The sequence below is a fragment of the Pseudomonas furukawaii genome (genome assembly GCF_002355475.1).
GTDB lineage: Bacteria > Pseudomonadota > Gammaproteobacteria > Pseudomonadales > Pseudomonadaceae > Metapseudomonas > Metapseudomonas furukawaii.
Genome location: NZ_AP014862.1, coordinates 5,630,048 through 5,644,586, shown reverse-complemented (window position 1 = coordinate 5,644,586; position 14,539 = coordinate 5,630,048). Strand labels below are relative to the sequence as shown.

The window sequence follows — 14,539 nt, the reverse complement described above, 5'->3', positions numbered from 1 at the left end:
ACGCATGAGCGAATCCCTCGATCTCTCCCTGGAAGGCGTGGAGCGTCGCTCCCTGGCCGACTTCACCGAACAGGCCTACCTGAACTACTCCATGTACGTGATCATGGACCGCGCCCTGCCCCATATCGGCGACGGCCTGAAGCCCGTGCAGCGGCGCATCATCTACGCCATGAGCGAACTGGGCCTGGACGCCGACGCCAAGCACAAGAAGTCCGCCCGCACCGTCGGCGACGTGCTCGGCAAGTTCCACCCCCACGGCGATTCCGCCTGCTACGAGGCCATGGTGCTGATGGCGCAGCCCTTCAGCTACCGCTACACGCTGGTGGATGGCCAGGGCAACTGGGGTGCGCCGGACGACCCCAAATCCTTTGCCGCCATGCGTTACACCGAGGCGCGGCTGTCGCGCTATTCCGAAGTGCTGCTGACCGAGCTGGGACAGGGCACCGTCGACTGGGTGCCCAACTTCGACGGCACCCTGAACGAGCCCGCGACCCTGCCGGCCCGGCTGCCCAACCTGCTGCTGAACGGCACCACGGGCATCGCCGTGGGCATGGCCACCGACGTGCCGCCCCACAACCTCAGGGAAGTGGCCAGCGCCTGCGTGCGCCTGCTGGACGAGCCCTCGGCCACGGTCGAGCAGCTCTGCGAGCATGTGCTGGGCCCGGACTTCCCCACCGAGGCCGAGGTCATCACGCCCCGCGCCGACCTGCTGAAGATCTACGAAACCGGCCGTGGCTCGGTGCGAATGCGCGCCGTGTACCGGGTCGAGGACGGCGACATCGTCGTCACCGCGTTGCCCCACCAGGTCTCCGGGGCCAAGGTGCTGGAGCAGATCGCCGCCCAGATGCAGGCCAAGAAACTGCCCATGGTGGCGGACCTGCGGGACGAGTCGGACCACGAGAACCCGACCCGCATCGTCATCATCCCGCGCTCCAACCGGGTGGACGCCGACGAGCTGATGCAGCACCTGTTCGCCACCACCGACCTGGAGTCCAGCTACCGGGTCAACATGAATGTCATCGGCCTCGATGGGCGGCCCCAGGTCAAGGACCTGCGAACCCTGCTCAGCGAGTGGCTGACCTACCGCATCGGCACCGTTCGTCGCCGCCTGCAGTTCCGCCTCGACAAGGTGGAAAGGCGTCTGCATCTGTTGGATGGCCTGCTGATCGCCTTCCTCAACCTGGACGAGGTGATCCACATCATCCGCACCGAGGACCAGCCCAAGCCGGTGCTCATGGAGCGTTTCCAGCTTTCCGAGGTCCAGGCCGACTACATCCTCGATACCCGCCTGCGCCAATTGGCCCGCCTGGAAGAAATGAAGATCCGTGGCGAGCAGGAGGAGCTGCTCAAGGAGCAGAAGAAACTCCAGGCCCTGCTGGGCAGCGACGCAAAGTTGAAGAAACTGGTGCGCGAGGAACTGCTCAAGGACGCCGAGACCTACGGCGACGACCGCCGCTCCCCCATCGTCGCCCGTGCCGAGGCTCGCGCCCTGTCGGAAACCGAGCTGATGCCCACCGAGCCGGTCACCGTGGTGCTCTCCGAGAAGGGCTGGGTGCGTTGCGCCAAGGGGCACGACATCGATGCCAGTGGCCTCTCCTACAAGGCTGGCGACGGCTTCAAGGCCGCCTCCCCCGGCCGCTCCAACCAGTACGCGGTGTTCATCGACTCCACCGGGCGCAGCTACTCCCTGGCGGCGCACTCCCTGCCATCGGCCCGTGGCCAGGGCGAGCCCCTCACGGGTCGCCTGACCCCGCCGCCGGGCGCCAACTTCGAGTGCGTGCTGCTGCCGGACGACGAGGCCCTGTACGTCATCGCCTCGGACGCGGGTTACGGCTTCGTGGTCAAGGGGGCCGACCTGCAGGCCAAGAACAAGGCCGGCAAGGCCTTGCTCAGCCTGCCCAGCGGCTCGCGCGTGCTGGCGCCCCGGCCCTTGCAGGACCTGGAGAACGACTGCCTGGCTGCGGTGACCACCGAGGGCCGCCTGCTGGTGTTCAAGGTGGCCGACCTGCCGCAACTGGCCAAGGGCAAGGGCAACAAGATCATCGGCGTTCCGGGGGATCGCGTCGCCAGCCGCGAGGAGTACGTCACCGACCTGGCCGTGCTGCCCGCCGGCGCCACCCTGGTACTCCAGGCCGGCAAGCGCACCCTGTCGCTCAGGGCCGACGATCTGGAGCACTACAAGGGCGAGCGGGGTCGCCGCGGCAACAAGCTGCCGCGCGGCTTCCAGCGTGTGGATGCCCTGCAGGTCGAGCCCTTGGCGACTGCCAATTGACGTGGGGCTCTGGAGTCCGGAGCCACATTGACGGATGATATGAACCCTCGCCGCCCCTCTGGTGGCGAGGTTGAATGAATTCGACTGCAGGCTGCCCACAAGGCGGCCGTGGGTGAGATTGATGACCGTGCGTTTTCCCCTGGCTCTGATGCTGGTGAGCCTGCTTGGCCTTACCGGCTGCATGCATAGCCCCCCCGTTCCCATGTTCCAGCTGGACCCCGGTACTCCGGAAGTACCGTCGGAGAAGGCTGGCATGCAAGTGCTGCTCGGTCCGGTGACCGTGGCTGACTACCTTCAGCGTGAAACCCTCCTGCAACGGCAGCCCGACGGCAGCCTCACCGCCGCGAGCGATGGCCGCTGGGCGGGCAGCCTGGCGGCGGATATCGACCAGTTGCTGCTGCGCCAGCTGTCCTGGCGCCTGGACAGCCAGCGCCTGGTCCTGGCCCCGGGCAATCCCGGCTTTACCCCCGAAGTGCAGGTGCTGGTGACCATCAGTCGCCTGGATTCCGGCCCTCAGCGGCCCGCGGTGCTGGAAGCGCAGTGGCGCTTGCTGGATCGTGCCGGCAAGTTGCGCGACAGCCGCCTGGTGCGACTGGAGGAGCCCCACGCGGGGACGGCTGCCGACCAGGTACGGGCCCAGAGTGCGTTGTTGCAGCAATTGGCCGGACAACTGGCCGATGCGGTGAAACCCCTGGAAGGCCAGCAGCCGGTTGCGGAGACCCCGCGCAAGCCGGCCCAGCCCGCAGCTGCCGCCAAGCCCAAGGCGCCGCCGCAACCGAAGATTCCCATGGCGGCGCCTGTGCGCACCGATGTAGAGGTGTTCCGGTTCTAGCCGAAAGCCATGAAGAAGCCCGCTGAAGGCGGGCTTTTTCATGGCCGCGGATTTGTCGTCGTCGCTGCGGCTGTCGAGTCGCGCTGTTTTTCACGGGCATGAAAAAGCCCGCTGGTAGTGGCGGGCTTTGTCGTTTGCGGTGCTCAGTGCGCGCGGGCTTCGTGCATGCGCGCCAGTTGGCGCTCCAGCAGGGACGGATAAGGCTCCAGCAGGCGTTCGACGCAGCAGGCGCCTTCCGGACTGGTGATGGCGCGGATACGGGCGCGCTGGCGTACCAGGTCGTCTTCGGCGACGGCGCGCTCCACCAGCAGGAGGTTGCGGCTGTGCTGGCTGAGGGCCAGGGCGCTCTGGGTGGTCTCGTCCAGCAGCAGGTCGCCCTGGCCCAGTCCGGACAGGTCGTCGCCCAGGGTCAGGCCCAGTTGCAGCTGCAGGGTGATGCCGCTGTCGGCCACTTCGATCTGCAGGGCATGGCCCAGGGCGCGCATCAGTTCGCCGCAGCAGAGCGCATGGGTCAGGTAGTCCTCGTCGGCGTCCTCGCTGTGGAAAAGCATCAGGCTGCTGCCGTCGTTGAGGGTCAGCAGTTGCCCCTGGTAGAGGCGGGCGGCCTGATCCAGGCAGTCGCGGTAGCGTTGCAGCAGGTCCATCAGGCGGCTGCGCGGCAGGCGGCGGAGCTGGTCCTGGGCCCCCAGCTGGATGGCCAGCACCGCACTGCGGCGGGGCGCTTCGGCCGCCACGGGCGTCGGCTTCGCCTCGGGCTCGGGCTCCTCGAGCTCCTCCCGCAGGTCGGCGAAGGGGTCTTCTTCGTCCGGCGTGAAGAGTTTGCTCGGGGTTTCCTCGTCGTCGTCGTAGCGCTCGTCCCGCAGGTCGCGGACCTCGAAGTCGTCTTCGTCGTCGTCCGGCTCATGCCTCGGCTCGGGTTCCCGGAAATCGTCTTCGATATCGGCGAAGTCCTCTTCGTCGATGGGCTCGGGCTCCGGCTTCTCGGGCACCAGTCGGGCCTGCAGCTGACGCGCCAGGTCGCCGATCTCGTCCTGCCGGCCGGCACCGGGAGCGGGGTCGTCGGGGTCTCGCAACCAGACGCGCAACTGCAGCAGCGGCGTGGAGATGTGACGCCCGAGGCGCAGGCTCAGGGACAGGGTCAGGGCCAGCAGGATCAGGCTGAGCAGCCCCATGCTCTGCAGGCTGATGGTCATGGGCTGCTGGAACTGCTCCATGTCGAGGCTGAGGCGCAGGTGCCCGGCGATCACTTCCTGGAAGGTGATCGGCGTCGAGTAGAGGCCTTCGGTCTCGCCCAGCAAGCCCTGCTTGGGCCTTGAGCCGGCCTCGGCGAGGATGCGGTTGTCCACGCTGTAGATGGCCGCATGGGCCACCAGCGGGTTCTTCACCAGGTTGTTGAGCAGGACGTTGAGGCTGAGGATGTCGTTGGACACCAGCAGCTCCGTGGCGGAGGCCGCGGTCTGGGCGGTCAGGCTCTGGCCCAGGGCATCGGCCTGCTGTTGCATGGCCTGCTTGAACTGCATGCCCATCACCCAGGCGTAGATAACCAGCGCCAGGGCCACGAGCAGCAGGCTGTGGCTGGCGATGCGCAGGGCGATCGGCACACGCCGCTGGCGCAGGGCGTGGAAGATCAGCAGGAAGAAATTGTCGGGCTTGACGGATGTGGGCCGGGTCACAGAGCGCGGCTCTTCTCGGACGAAATTGTGGCGCAGTATAGCGAGCGCCCCTTGCAGGGCAAAGCGCCGCCCATGCCGCGGGTGCTGTGAAAGTGGGTAGAATGTGTGCCTTTTCATGGGCTGAGGGAGGTGCGCCTTGCGCGAGATTGTCCTGATCAACATCACGGGCGAAGACCGTCCCGGTCTGACGGCCGCCATCACGGGCGTGCTGGCCCAGGGCGGCGTGAACATCCTGGACATCGGCCAGGCGGTGATCCACGACACCCTGTCCTTCGGCATCCTGGTGGAAATCCCGGATAACGCCGAGGCTTCGTCCGTGCTCAAGGACGTGCTGTTCACCGCTTACAAGCTGGATCAGCAGGTGCGTTTCACGCCGGTTTCCGAATCCGACTACCAGCAATGGGTCGCCGGGCAGGGCAAGAGCCGCTACATCGTCACGCTGCTGACCCGCAAGGTGAGCGCCGAGCAGTTGCAGCGAGTCAGCGCCATCACCGCCAAGTACGGCCTGAACATCGATCACATCGACCGCCTGTCGGGGCGCATGTCCCTGGACATGCCCGCCGACCAGGGCAAGGGCTGCATCGAGTTCTCCGTGCGCGGCGAGCCTGCCGACCCCACCGCCCTGCGGGCCGAGTTCCTCAGCGTGGCCCAGGAGCTCAACGTGGACATCGCCTTCCAGCGTGATTCGGTGTTCCGTCGCAACCGCCGGTTGGCGGTGTTCGACATGGATTCCACCCTGATCGAGGCGGAGGTGATCGACGAACTGGCCAAGGCCGCAGGCGTCGGTGACCAGGTGGCCGAGATCACCGAGCGCGCCATGCGCGGCGAGCTGGATTTCCGCGCCAGCTTCAAGGAACGCCTGGGCCTGCTCAAGGGGCTGTCCGAGGAAGTGCTGGAGGAAATCGGCGCGTCGTTGCGCCTGACCGAGGGCGCGGAAACCCTGTTCGCCGAACTCAAGCGCCTGGGCTACAAGACGGCGATTCTCTCCGGCGGCTTCACCTACTTCGCCAGGCAGCTGCAGGCGAAGCTGGGCATCGACTATGTCTTCGCCAATGAACTGGAGATCGTTGACGGCAAGCTCACCGGCGTGGCCATCGAGCCCATAGTCGACGCCCAGCGCAAGGCCGATCTGCTGGCCGAGCTGGCCCGCAAGGAAGGCCTGCGCCTGGAGCAGACCATCGCGGTGGGAGACGGTGCCAACGACCTGCCGATGCTGGGCCTGGCGGGCCTGGGCGTGGCCTTCCGGGCCAAGCCGCTGGTCAAGCAGTCGGCCAAGCAGGCCATCTCCAACCTGGGGCTGGACTGCATTCTCTACCTGCTCGGCTTCCGTGACCGCGACGGCCAGGAGTAGGCACCGCGCCGGACATGAGAAAGCCGCCCGAGGGCGGCTTTTTCGTGGGTGCCGATTCCGCGCGGCTATTCGTCGTCGGAGGAGAAGTCGTAGTCCATCGCCTGGCTCGGGCCCTGCAGGTAGTAGCCCTGGATGTAGTTGACCCCCGCCTGCCACAGGGTGGCGAGCACGCTGGCGGTCTCGACGAAGGGCACTATGGTCAGCTTGGCCTGGGCGTGGAGGCTGGCCAGCAGGGTCTTGAGCGCTTCCTGGTTCTCCGCGCGGCTGAGATCCTGGGTGAAGGAGCCGTCCACTTTCACGAAGTCGATGGAAAGGTGCTTCAGGGTGTTGAAGGGGTTGAGCGCACAGCCGAACTGGCTGAGGGCTACCTGGCAATGCAGCTCCGCGAGGCCCTGGGTGAGTGCCTTGGCTTGCTTGAGGTGAGCGATGGCTTCCGGCTCGCTGAACTGGAAGACCAGCGCGTCGGACGGCAGGCGCGCCGCCTTGAGCGCCACGCTGAGCCAAGGGAGCAGGGTCTGGTCCTGGAGGCTGGCGCCGGACAGGTGGACGAACAGCCGGGTGTTGTGGCCCTTGGCGCGGTGTTCGGCCAGCAGCTTGATGGAATTGAGGATCACCCAGCGGTCGATCTTCTCGGCCAGGCCGGCCGCCTTGGCGGCGTCCAGGAAATCCGCAGGCGGCACTTCCTCGCCCTGGGGGCTGAGCAGGCGCAACAGCACTTCGTAGTGTTCGAAACTGTCGCCCCGGAGGCTGATGATGGGCTGGAACAGCAGGCGGAAGCTGTTGTTCTCCAGGGCTTGCTGGACCATGGCCACCAGGTTTCCGCGATTGGCGGCGGCCGCCAGTTCCTCGGCGGGGTCGTAGAGGCGCAGGCCATCTTCGTCACCGAGTTCGTCGGCGCAGCGGTGGGCGCGGTCCACCACGTCCTGGGCCCTGGCGGTGGTTTCGCTGAGTCCGGCGACGCCAATGCACAGGCTGACCTGCACGGTGCGGCCGCTGACGTCGAACAGGTGCTGGTCGACCTTTTTCAACAGCCCCTGCAGAAGGTCTCGCGCCTGCTCGGGGGACTGGCCCTGCAGCAGCACGCCGAAGACATCGTCGCCATAGCGGGCCAACTGGGCGTCGCCGACGAAGTGGGCGCGCAGCAGGTTGGCCAGGTCGGTCAACAGCAGGTCGACGCCGGCGATGCCGATCTCCGCCAGCAGGCTGGGGTAGCGGGCGACGCGGATGTAGGCAAGGGTGGCGGACTGTCCGGCCTTGACCGCGCGCTCGGCCGCGGCGTCCAGCATCTCGTTGAAATGGGAGCGGTTGAACAGGCCGGTGACCAGGTCCTGGCTGCTGATCTCCCGCAGTTTCTCTTCCAGTTCGGCGCTGTCGCTCTCGGCGCGGATCACCACCTGGATGCAGGGCTCGCCGTCGTAGCTAGCGGGGGAAAAGCTCATCCGTGCCTGGAAGTGCTGGCCGTCCACCTTGCTGCCGCTGCAGGTCAGTTCGCCGCTTCCTTCGCCCTCGCGGTAATTCTTCAGGAAGTCCTTGAAGCCGGCCTGGTCGGCGCCGGCGATCAGGTCGATCATCGGCATGCCTTCGAGCTCGTCCCCGTCGTCGTACCCGAACAGCTCCACGTAAGCCCGGTTGGCGTAGATATGCATGCCATCGTGGACGTAGGCGATGGCATCCACGGAACTGTCCAGTAGCAGTTGGCAGCGCTTTTCCGCCTCCCGCAGGCTGACTTCGGCGGCGCGTCGGGCGCGGCGTTGCTCCAGGTTGGCCAGTTCGCGGTTGGCCACCAGCACCAGGCGCTCGTCCTCGCCCTGGGGCAGGGCATCCTGGGCGCCCAGGGCCAGGGCCTCGGTGATCAGGTCGGAGTCGTTGCCCTGCACTAGCTGGATGAAGGGGATGTCCTTGGACTGGCGGCGGATGCTGTTGAGGGCTTCGCCCGGCGACAGGAGTTCGCTGTCGGGCGCGGCGATCAGCAGGTCCCAGCTCTGCTGCAGGGCTTCATTGAGGTCGTCGGCGGAGGTGATGCGATGAACCCGGGTGGCGCGACCGGAATTGCGGAAAAGGCTGACCAGTCGCTCGGCTTCGTTCTGCGAGTCTTCCAGGATCAGCAGACGGATCGTTTTCTTTTCGATGGCCATGGCCTTTGCTTAGCGCAGAACGAGCGCGTATAGGCGACGAACGGTGGGTTTTCCGGAATCTACAGTGACTTCCAGAGTGAGTCAAAATCTTCCTCTCCGCCCTGCGGCGTGGTGCCTGTTCCGCCTCCGGGTTTTCCCTGGGGCGGTGTCGGCTGCTCGAAGGTGCGGTATTCGAACTGGCTGAAACTGCCGGTGCTGGTGACGCGCCGGGTGAGGACGGCGCGGTGTTCATCGCCGTGGAGGTTGAGCTGGACCTTGTTGCCTTCCTGGAAGGGCAGGCGCGGGGTGATCAAGGTGGCCGGCCGCGAGATGGCGTTGATCGCCGGCAGCAGCAGGGCCCGCAGGTAGTGGCTGCCCTGTTCGCCCTTGCGGACCAGTTGCACGCCGCAGGACTGGGCCTGGGGGGCCACCAGCTCGATGCCCATCTGGGTGCCGCCACCGCGGACCTGTCGGATCCAGCGCACGATGGCGATGCTCCAGCTTTGCCCCGGCGCGTCCTGGATGCCCAGCAGCTCGCCGGCCTGCAGCTGGCTGGGAACTTCCCTCGGCCAGCTCAGGCAATAGCCTCCGGGGCTGTGGTTGACCACGGCCACGCTGAAGGTGGGGTAGCTTTCCGGACTCACGCTCGCCTGCGTCGGGCGGGTGTTGCTCTCGCCCACCGGGCGGGTGTACTCGATCTCCTCCATCAGGGTCCCGGGCTGCCAGCCCGTAGTGGGCTGGGCGTCGAAGGCGTTGGCCCAGACGTCCTTGTTCACGGGTCTGTTGAGCGGATCGAAGATCGCCTGGCCGATCTCCTGGTGCAGCTTGAGCACCTCGCTGAAGGAGCGGCTGCCTGCCAGGAAGAAGTGCAGGGCGCTCATGCCGATGCACAGTGTGAGCTCGCCCTGGCCCGGATTGCGCTGGAAGGTGCGCTCGGAGATATCGCCCCAGGCCGAACTCAGGTGTTGCAGCAGGTCGAGGCTGAGGCCTTCGGGAACCAGCAGGGGGGAGTGGCCGCGCTGCTCGGGGGGCAGCTCCAGATGGTCCTTGATCGCGCTCACCAGGGGCAGCGGATCCAGGCCCAGCAGGCTGCGGGGTTCCACTTCCAGGAAGAGCGACTTGTAGCGGGGCGGTCCGTCCAGTTGCGGTGCGACGGCGAAGAGGCTGGAGGGCAGTTCGGCGGACTGCAGCCGCGCCCGGCTGCTCCAGGTCTCCAGCACTTCCGCCAGCTTGGCGATGCCGGCCTGGCGCATCTGGTTGCAGCGCGCGCAACCCAGCAGCAGGGCCACCAGGTAGGTCTGTTCGGCGCTCAGGCCGTCGGTGTGGCGGGCCAGTGGATCGCGTACGACGACGCGATGCAACTGGCGTCCGAGGGCCAGTTGGTAGAGCTGGTGCAGTTCGAGCCAGAGCCCTTCCGGGACCGGGCAGTACAACTGGCTGGAGCGGATCAGCGGACCCTTCAGGCTGTGCAGGGCGCGCTGCAGGGCGACGGTGAGGAGCTGCGTGCGGTCCCGGTCGCGGCTGGGACGCGGGGCTTCCTGGACGATGATCAGCTTGTAGCCGATGGCGAGGTGGTTCTGCAGGGCCTGGCACAGGTTGGCGACCTTGCGCGGGCGCTCGTCCAGCACGATGGACTGGCCGAGGAAGTGCCGCTCCAGGTGCTGGCAGACGAAGTGCACCTCGGGGCGTATCAGCTCCAGCAACTGCAGTCGACTTTCGCTCGGAACGACCAGTTGGTTCAGCTCCACCAGCGCCTGATAGAGCTGGCGTGCGGTTTCGCCGAGGTTGGCCTTCGGCAGGTGGGATATCCAGCGTTTCAGCTCACGAGGGGTGGCGTCACAGAAGGACAGGCTCTGTTTGCTCGGCGTGGGTACGCGCAGCAGCAGGTGAGGGCTCTGGTGGTCCATCCGGATCGGACTCTCTGATTGCTCGTGGGGGCGTGGGTGGGATTTCAGCACTCTATCAGCATCCATGCACGCTGACAGCCAATCCCTGGCCTGGCTGTAGGGCGTTGCCGGGCAGCCGGCCGAGGCTGCCCGGCTCCGGGTATCAGGCGTTCTTTGGCAGGGCCAGCAACTGGCCCATGCGCACCGGGCTGCCTGGCCAGGCGCTGTCGGCCCAACGGATCTGGTCGGGCCCGAACAGCACGATGGCGGTGGAGCCCAGCTTGAAGCGTCCCAGTTCCTCGCCTTTCTCCAGCTGGATGGGCGCGCGGGCCGCCTCATCGTAGCCGAAGGTCTTCAGCTCGCGCTTGGGCGGTGTCACCAGCCCGGCCCAGGTGGTTTCGATGGAGGCGACGACCATGGCGCCCACCAGCACCACGGCCATGGGGCCGCGCTCGGTGTCGAAGATGCAGGCCACACGTTCGTTGCGCGCGAAGAGTTCGGGCACGTTCTCGGCGGTGCTCTGGTTCACCGAGAACAGACGACCGGGCACGTAGACCATCTCCCGCAGGGTGCCGCCCAGGGGGGCGTGTACGCGGTGATAGTCCCGGGGCGACAGGTACACGGTGGCGAACTCGCCGCCCATGAAGGGGGCGGCGCGCTCTGCATCGCCACCCAGCAGTTCCAGCACGCTGAAGCTGTGGCCCTTGGCCTGCAGGCAGCGGCCGTGCTCGATGGTGCCGAGCTGGCTGATGGCGCCGTCGGCGGGGCAGAGGATGGCGCCGGGGGTGTCGTCCAGGGGGCGGGCGCCCGGTTTCAGCGCGCGGGTGAAGAAGGCGTTGAAGTGCTCGTAGGCGGTCAGGTCTTCCACCAGGGCTTCACTCATATCGACCCGGTAGCGCTTGGCGAACCAGCCGGTGAAGGCATTCTTGAACCAGCGCACGCGGCATTCGGCGATGCAGCCGGCGAGTCGCGACAGCAGGTGATGCGGCAGCAGGTACTGGCTGAGGATGAAGAGGCGTTCTTTCATGGGTAGTCCTTGTAAGGCGGAGACTCAGGCCTCCACGGGGGTATCCGGGTGATTGCCCCACTCCGACCAGGAGCCGGCGTATCCCTTGACCCTTGGATAGCCGAGGGCCTTGGCCACCAGGTAGGTGAAGCCGGAGCGGTGGTGGGTCTGGCAGTGGGTGATGATTTCCTTGTCCGGGGTGATGCCGAGGGACTGGAGGATATCCGCCATGTCGGTGCGGATGCGCAGGGCGCGGGCCGGGTCCATGGCGGCGGTCCATTCGTAGTTCACCGCGCCGGGGATATGGCCGCCCTTGGCCGCCAGCACCTTGGTGCCGGCGTATTCGCCCGGGCCACGGGCATCCCAGATGGCCAGGTCGGCGGAACCGAGGCGACTCTGGATGTACTCGCGGGTGGCGGTCGGCTCGTCGTGGAGCCTGAGGGGCAGCGGACCGCCGACGGGGGCGGGCACGGCCTCGGAGGTTTCCCGGCCGTCCGCCAGCCAGGCATGCAGGCCGCCGTTCAGGTAGTGGTAGCGGCTGTGGCCGATGACATCAAGCAGCCAGATGAAGCGTCCGGCCCAGCCGCCGCCTTCATCGTCGTAGACCACATAGGTGGCGTCGGCGCGGTGGCCGAGCTCCCCGAACAGCGCTTCCAGGTCGGCCTGGGCGGGCAGCAGGCCCGGTGCCGGGGGCTGGCCCAGCTGGGTGCGCTTGGGGTCGACGAAGCGGGCGCCGGGTAGATGGCCGGCGGCGTAGCGGGCCGCACTGGTGAGGCCCACCAGGATCAGGTCGTCGGCACCCAGCAGGGGCGCCAGGTCGGCCGGCTCGATCACCAGGGGCAGGTTGGAGAACGCGGACATTGAAATCTCCGGCATGGGCAAAGGGGCGGATTGTAGCCGTTAGCGACCCCGCTTGGTGAAGCTGGACAGCGCCCGCTCGATGCACTGGGCGGTCTTGGCGAAGGCGCGCAGGCTGATGTCGGCGAAGGGGGCTCCTCCCTGGTCGGCCACCACCAGCATCGCTACCCGGCCATTGACGGCCAGGGAGCGCAGCAGGAGGTGATCGCCGGCGAACAGGCCCTTCAGCTGGCCGGGTAGCAGGGCGGAGAACTGTGCCGCGTTGTCCGGGCCCAGGCGCAACTGCCCGGCTTGCGACAGCAGGCGCCGCAGCACCTGGCTTTGGGCCGGGTCCAGTTGCAGGCCATTGGCTTCCCTGGGCAGGCCCGCCTGTTGCTGGACCACGAGTCGGCTGTGGGTGCGGTCGGCCAGGAGCACCAGGACCCGGCCCATGCCCCCGCTCTGCAGGGCATCCCGCGCGCAGGCGGAAAGCTGCACCACGTTGGCGAAGGGGCTGGGTTCGCGGATCAGCTCACCGCAGTGGCGGCGCCAGTCTTCCAGGGCGCCGGCCGTAGGCGTGGGGGCGGGGGGCGGCTCCCGGCGGAGGCGGTGCTCGGACCAGGGCCAGAGCAGGGCCTCGGCGGGATGCCAGAGTCCGGGGCGCGCATGTTGGCGAGCGCTCTGCGCGGCCTGTTGGTGGACCAGTTGCTGGACCTCTCCCAGTGGAAGTTTCATGAACAGCCCGGTGAGGCGCTGCCAGCGCAGGCTATGGTCATCGCTCCAGCCGGCATGGGCGGACACCGCCAGGCCGTTGGCCAGCAGCACGCTGTTTCCCGGATGGGTGAGCCAGCGGGACAGGGTCGGGTTGGCGTCCAGTGCCTGCTGCTGGTGCAGCGGGTGTTCATTGTCCCGGGCAATGTGCAGGGCCTGGACCAGCAGTCGGCGGTCGTCGCTCAGTTGGCGGTAGCCCTGGGCGATCCAGTCCGGCAGCTTCCAGTGTTCGGCCAGGCCCTGGCAGAGGCGCAGCAGCGGCACGCCCAGCAGTTCGCGCTCCACCTTGCCGGCCGGCTCGCCCTCCGCCATCACCCTGCGCTCCCAGGTGGCGAAGAGGTCCGGGTGGTTGGCCAGCAGCGGCCACAGGGGCGAGAGGAAGAGCAGGCTGCACCAGTGGATCTCCTGCCACAGCCGTGCCAGGCGTGCGGCGAACAGGCCGTTGGCCTGCTGGGCGGCATGCTGGCCGATCAGGAGCAGCTGGCGCAGGGCCTGGGGAATGTCCTCCTCCGGGACGGCGGGCAGGCGGTTCAGCAGCACTTCCGCGCGTTGCAGGCCCAGGCGGGTCAGGGCGACCTCCAGGCTGTCCGCCGGGCTGCTGAGCAGTCTGCCGGCGGCATTGGCCTCCCGCAGCAGGCTCAGCGCCAGGGCAGGGCTCTCCTGGGTCAGGTCGGCGATGTCGCGCAGCGAGCGACGACTGTCTCCCAGGGCACGGCGCACCCGCTCATGGGCGGGCGCGGGAACGGGCAGGCGTACCCCGTCGAGGTGCTTGATCCAGCCTTCCAGGCTGCGTGGCAAGGGTTTTGCGCTAGACATATGAAGGGGCCGCCATTCTGGCTTTTCGCCTTAACAGGCTATAGTCTGGCGCGAAAATTCCGATAACTGGAAGGGGCTTCCTCATACAACCCTTTCCGTCCACTCTGCAAACTTCCTCCCTATGGCAAAAATCATCGGCATCATCGTCGTCTTCGCCAGCGTGCTTGGTGGATACGTCCTGTCCCACGGCAAGATCGCGGCACTGATCCAGCCCTTCGAAGTGATGATCATCGGTGGCGCCGCGCTCGGGGCATTCCTCCAGGCGAACCCGGGCAGCACGACGATGATCGTGTTCAAGAAGTCGCTGAAGATGTTCGGCACCCGCTTTACCCATGGCTTCTACCTGGAAGTCCTGCGCCTGCTCTACGAGATCCTCAACAAGAGTCGGCGTGAGGGGATGATGGCCATCGAGGCGGACATCGAGGATGCCGCCGCCAGCCCGATCTTCAGCAAGTACCCGGGCATCCTCAAGGACGAGCGCATGACCGCGTACATCTGCGATTACCTGCGGATCATGTCGTCCGGCAACATGGCGCCCCATGAGCTTGAAGGGCTGTTCGACATGGAACTGGCGAGCCTGAAGGAAGAGCTCGAGCACCCCGCCCATGCCGTGAACCGCATCGCCGATGGCCTGCCGGGCTTCGGTATCGTCGCCGCGGTACTGGGCATCGTGGTGACCATGGCCATGCTGGGCGAGGCCGAGCAGGCCGCCCTGGGCCAGCACGTGGGGGCGGCGCTGGTGGGGACCTTCCTCGGTATCCTCGCGGCCTACGGTTTCTTCGGCCCCCTGGCGGTGTCCCTGGAGCACGACGCCAAGGAGGAGCTCAATGTGTTCGAGGCCATCAAGGCCTGCCTGGTCGCGTCCGCCTCCGGCATGCCGCCGTCGCTGGCGGTGGAGTTCGGGCGCAAGACGCTGTTTCCGGCGCACCGCCCGAGCTTCAGCGAGCTGGAGCAGGCCGTTCGCGGCAGCTGAAGGCTGAA

At 67.2% G+C, this 14,539-nt stretch carries 10 protein-coding genes; 4 read left to right on the top strand and 6 right to left on the bottom strand.

The genetic code is table 11. The features are described from left to right. Nucleotides 1–4: 4 nt before the first annotated feature. Nucleotides 5–2,272: a DNA topoisomerase IV subunit A gene (gene parC / locus KF707C_RS26210; RefSeq protein ID WP_003453055.1), complete on the top strand. Its 2,268-nt coding sequence runs from the start codon at nucleotides 5–7 to the stop codon at nucleotides 2,270–2,272. A 118-nt stretch (nucleotides 2,273–2,390) separates the two neighbouring features. Further along, on the top strand, nucleotides 2,391–3,104 hold the full coding sequence (locus KF707C_RS26205; RefSeq protein ID WP_172424734.1) for a PqiC family protein: 714 nt from the start codon (nucleotides 2,391–2,393) through the stop codon (nucleotides 3,102–3,104). A 143-nt stretch (nucleotides 3,105–3,247) separates the two neighbouring features. On the opposite strand, the gene KF707C_RS26200 is transcribed toward KF707C_RS26205, so the two are convergent. After that, nucleotides 3,248–4,777 (bottom strand): AhpA/YtjB family protein, encoded by a 1,530-nt coding sequence (locus KF707C_RS26200; RefSeq protein WP_003453051.1) that lies wholly within the window; start codon nucleotides 4,775–4,777, stop codon nucleotides 3,248–3,250. A gap of 136 nt (nucleotides 4,778–4,913) precedes the next feature. On the opposite strand from KF707C_RS26200, the gene serB reads away from it, so the two are divergent. After that, a complete protein-coding gene (gene serB, locus KF707C_RS26195) occupies nucleotides 4,914–6,128 on the top strand; it encodes a phosphoserine phosphatase SerB (RefSeq protein ID WP_003453049.1) in 1,215 nt (404 codons plus the stop codon). A 65-nt stretch (nucleotides 6,129–6,193) separates the two neighbouring features. On the opposite strand, the gene KF707C_RS26190 is transcribed toward serB, so the two are convergent. The 5 genes from KF707C_RS26190 to KF707C_RS26170 all read right to left on the bottom strand — a co-directional run bounded on the left by KF707C_RS26190 (nucleotide 6,194) and on the right by KF707C_RS26170 (nucleotide 13,558). After that, on the bottom strand, nucleotides 6,194–8,263 hold the full coding sequence (locus tag KF707C_RS26190) for an EAL domain-containing response regulator (RefSeq protein WP_003453047.1): 2,070 nt from the start codon (nucleotides 8,261–8,263) through the stop codon (nucleotides 6,194–6,196). A gap of 59 nt (nucleotides 8,264–8,322) precedes the next feature. Further along, nucleotides 8,323–10,149, bottom strand: coding sequence for a hypothetical protein (locus KF707C_RS26185; protein WP_003453045.1), 1,827 nt, complete (start codon nucleotides 10,147–10,149; stop codon nucleotides 8,323–8,325). 142 nt (nucleotides 10,150–10,291) lie between these two features. Next, nucleotides 10,292–11,155, bottom strand: a complete 864-nt coding sequence (gene asd, locus KF707C_RS26180; RefSeq protein ID WP_003453043.1) for an archaetidylserine decarboxylase — start codon at nucleotides 11,153–11,155, stop codon at nucleotides 10,292–10,294. A 24-nt stretch (nucleotides 11,156–11,179) separates the two neighbouring features. After that, complete coding sequence (gene rhdA / locus KF707C_RS26175; protein WP_003453041.1) at nucleotides 11,180–11,995, bottom strand: thiosulfate sulfurtransferase; 816 nt, start codon at nucleotides 11,993–11,995, stop codon at nucleotides 11,180–11,182. Between the two features lie 39 nt (nucleotides 11,996–12,034). Further along, entirely contained in the window at nucleotides 12,035–13,558 is a 1,524-nt protein-coding gene (locus KF707C_RS26170) for an HDOD domain-containing protein (protein ID WP_003453039.1), read from the bottom strand. Between the two features lie 121 nt (nucleotides 13,559–13,679). On the opposite strand from KF707C_RS26170, the gene motA reads away from it, so the two are divergent. Continuing rightward, nucleotides 13,680–14,531, top strand: a complete 852-nt coding sequence (gene motA / locus KF707C_RS26165; RefSeq protein WP_003453037.1) for a flagellar motor stator protein MotA — start codon at nucleotides 13,680–13,682, stop codon at nucleotides 14,529–14,531. Nucleotides 14,532–14,539: the final 8 nt, after the last annotated feature.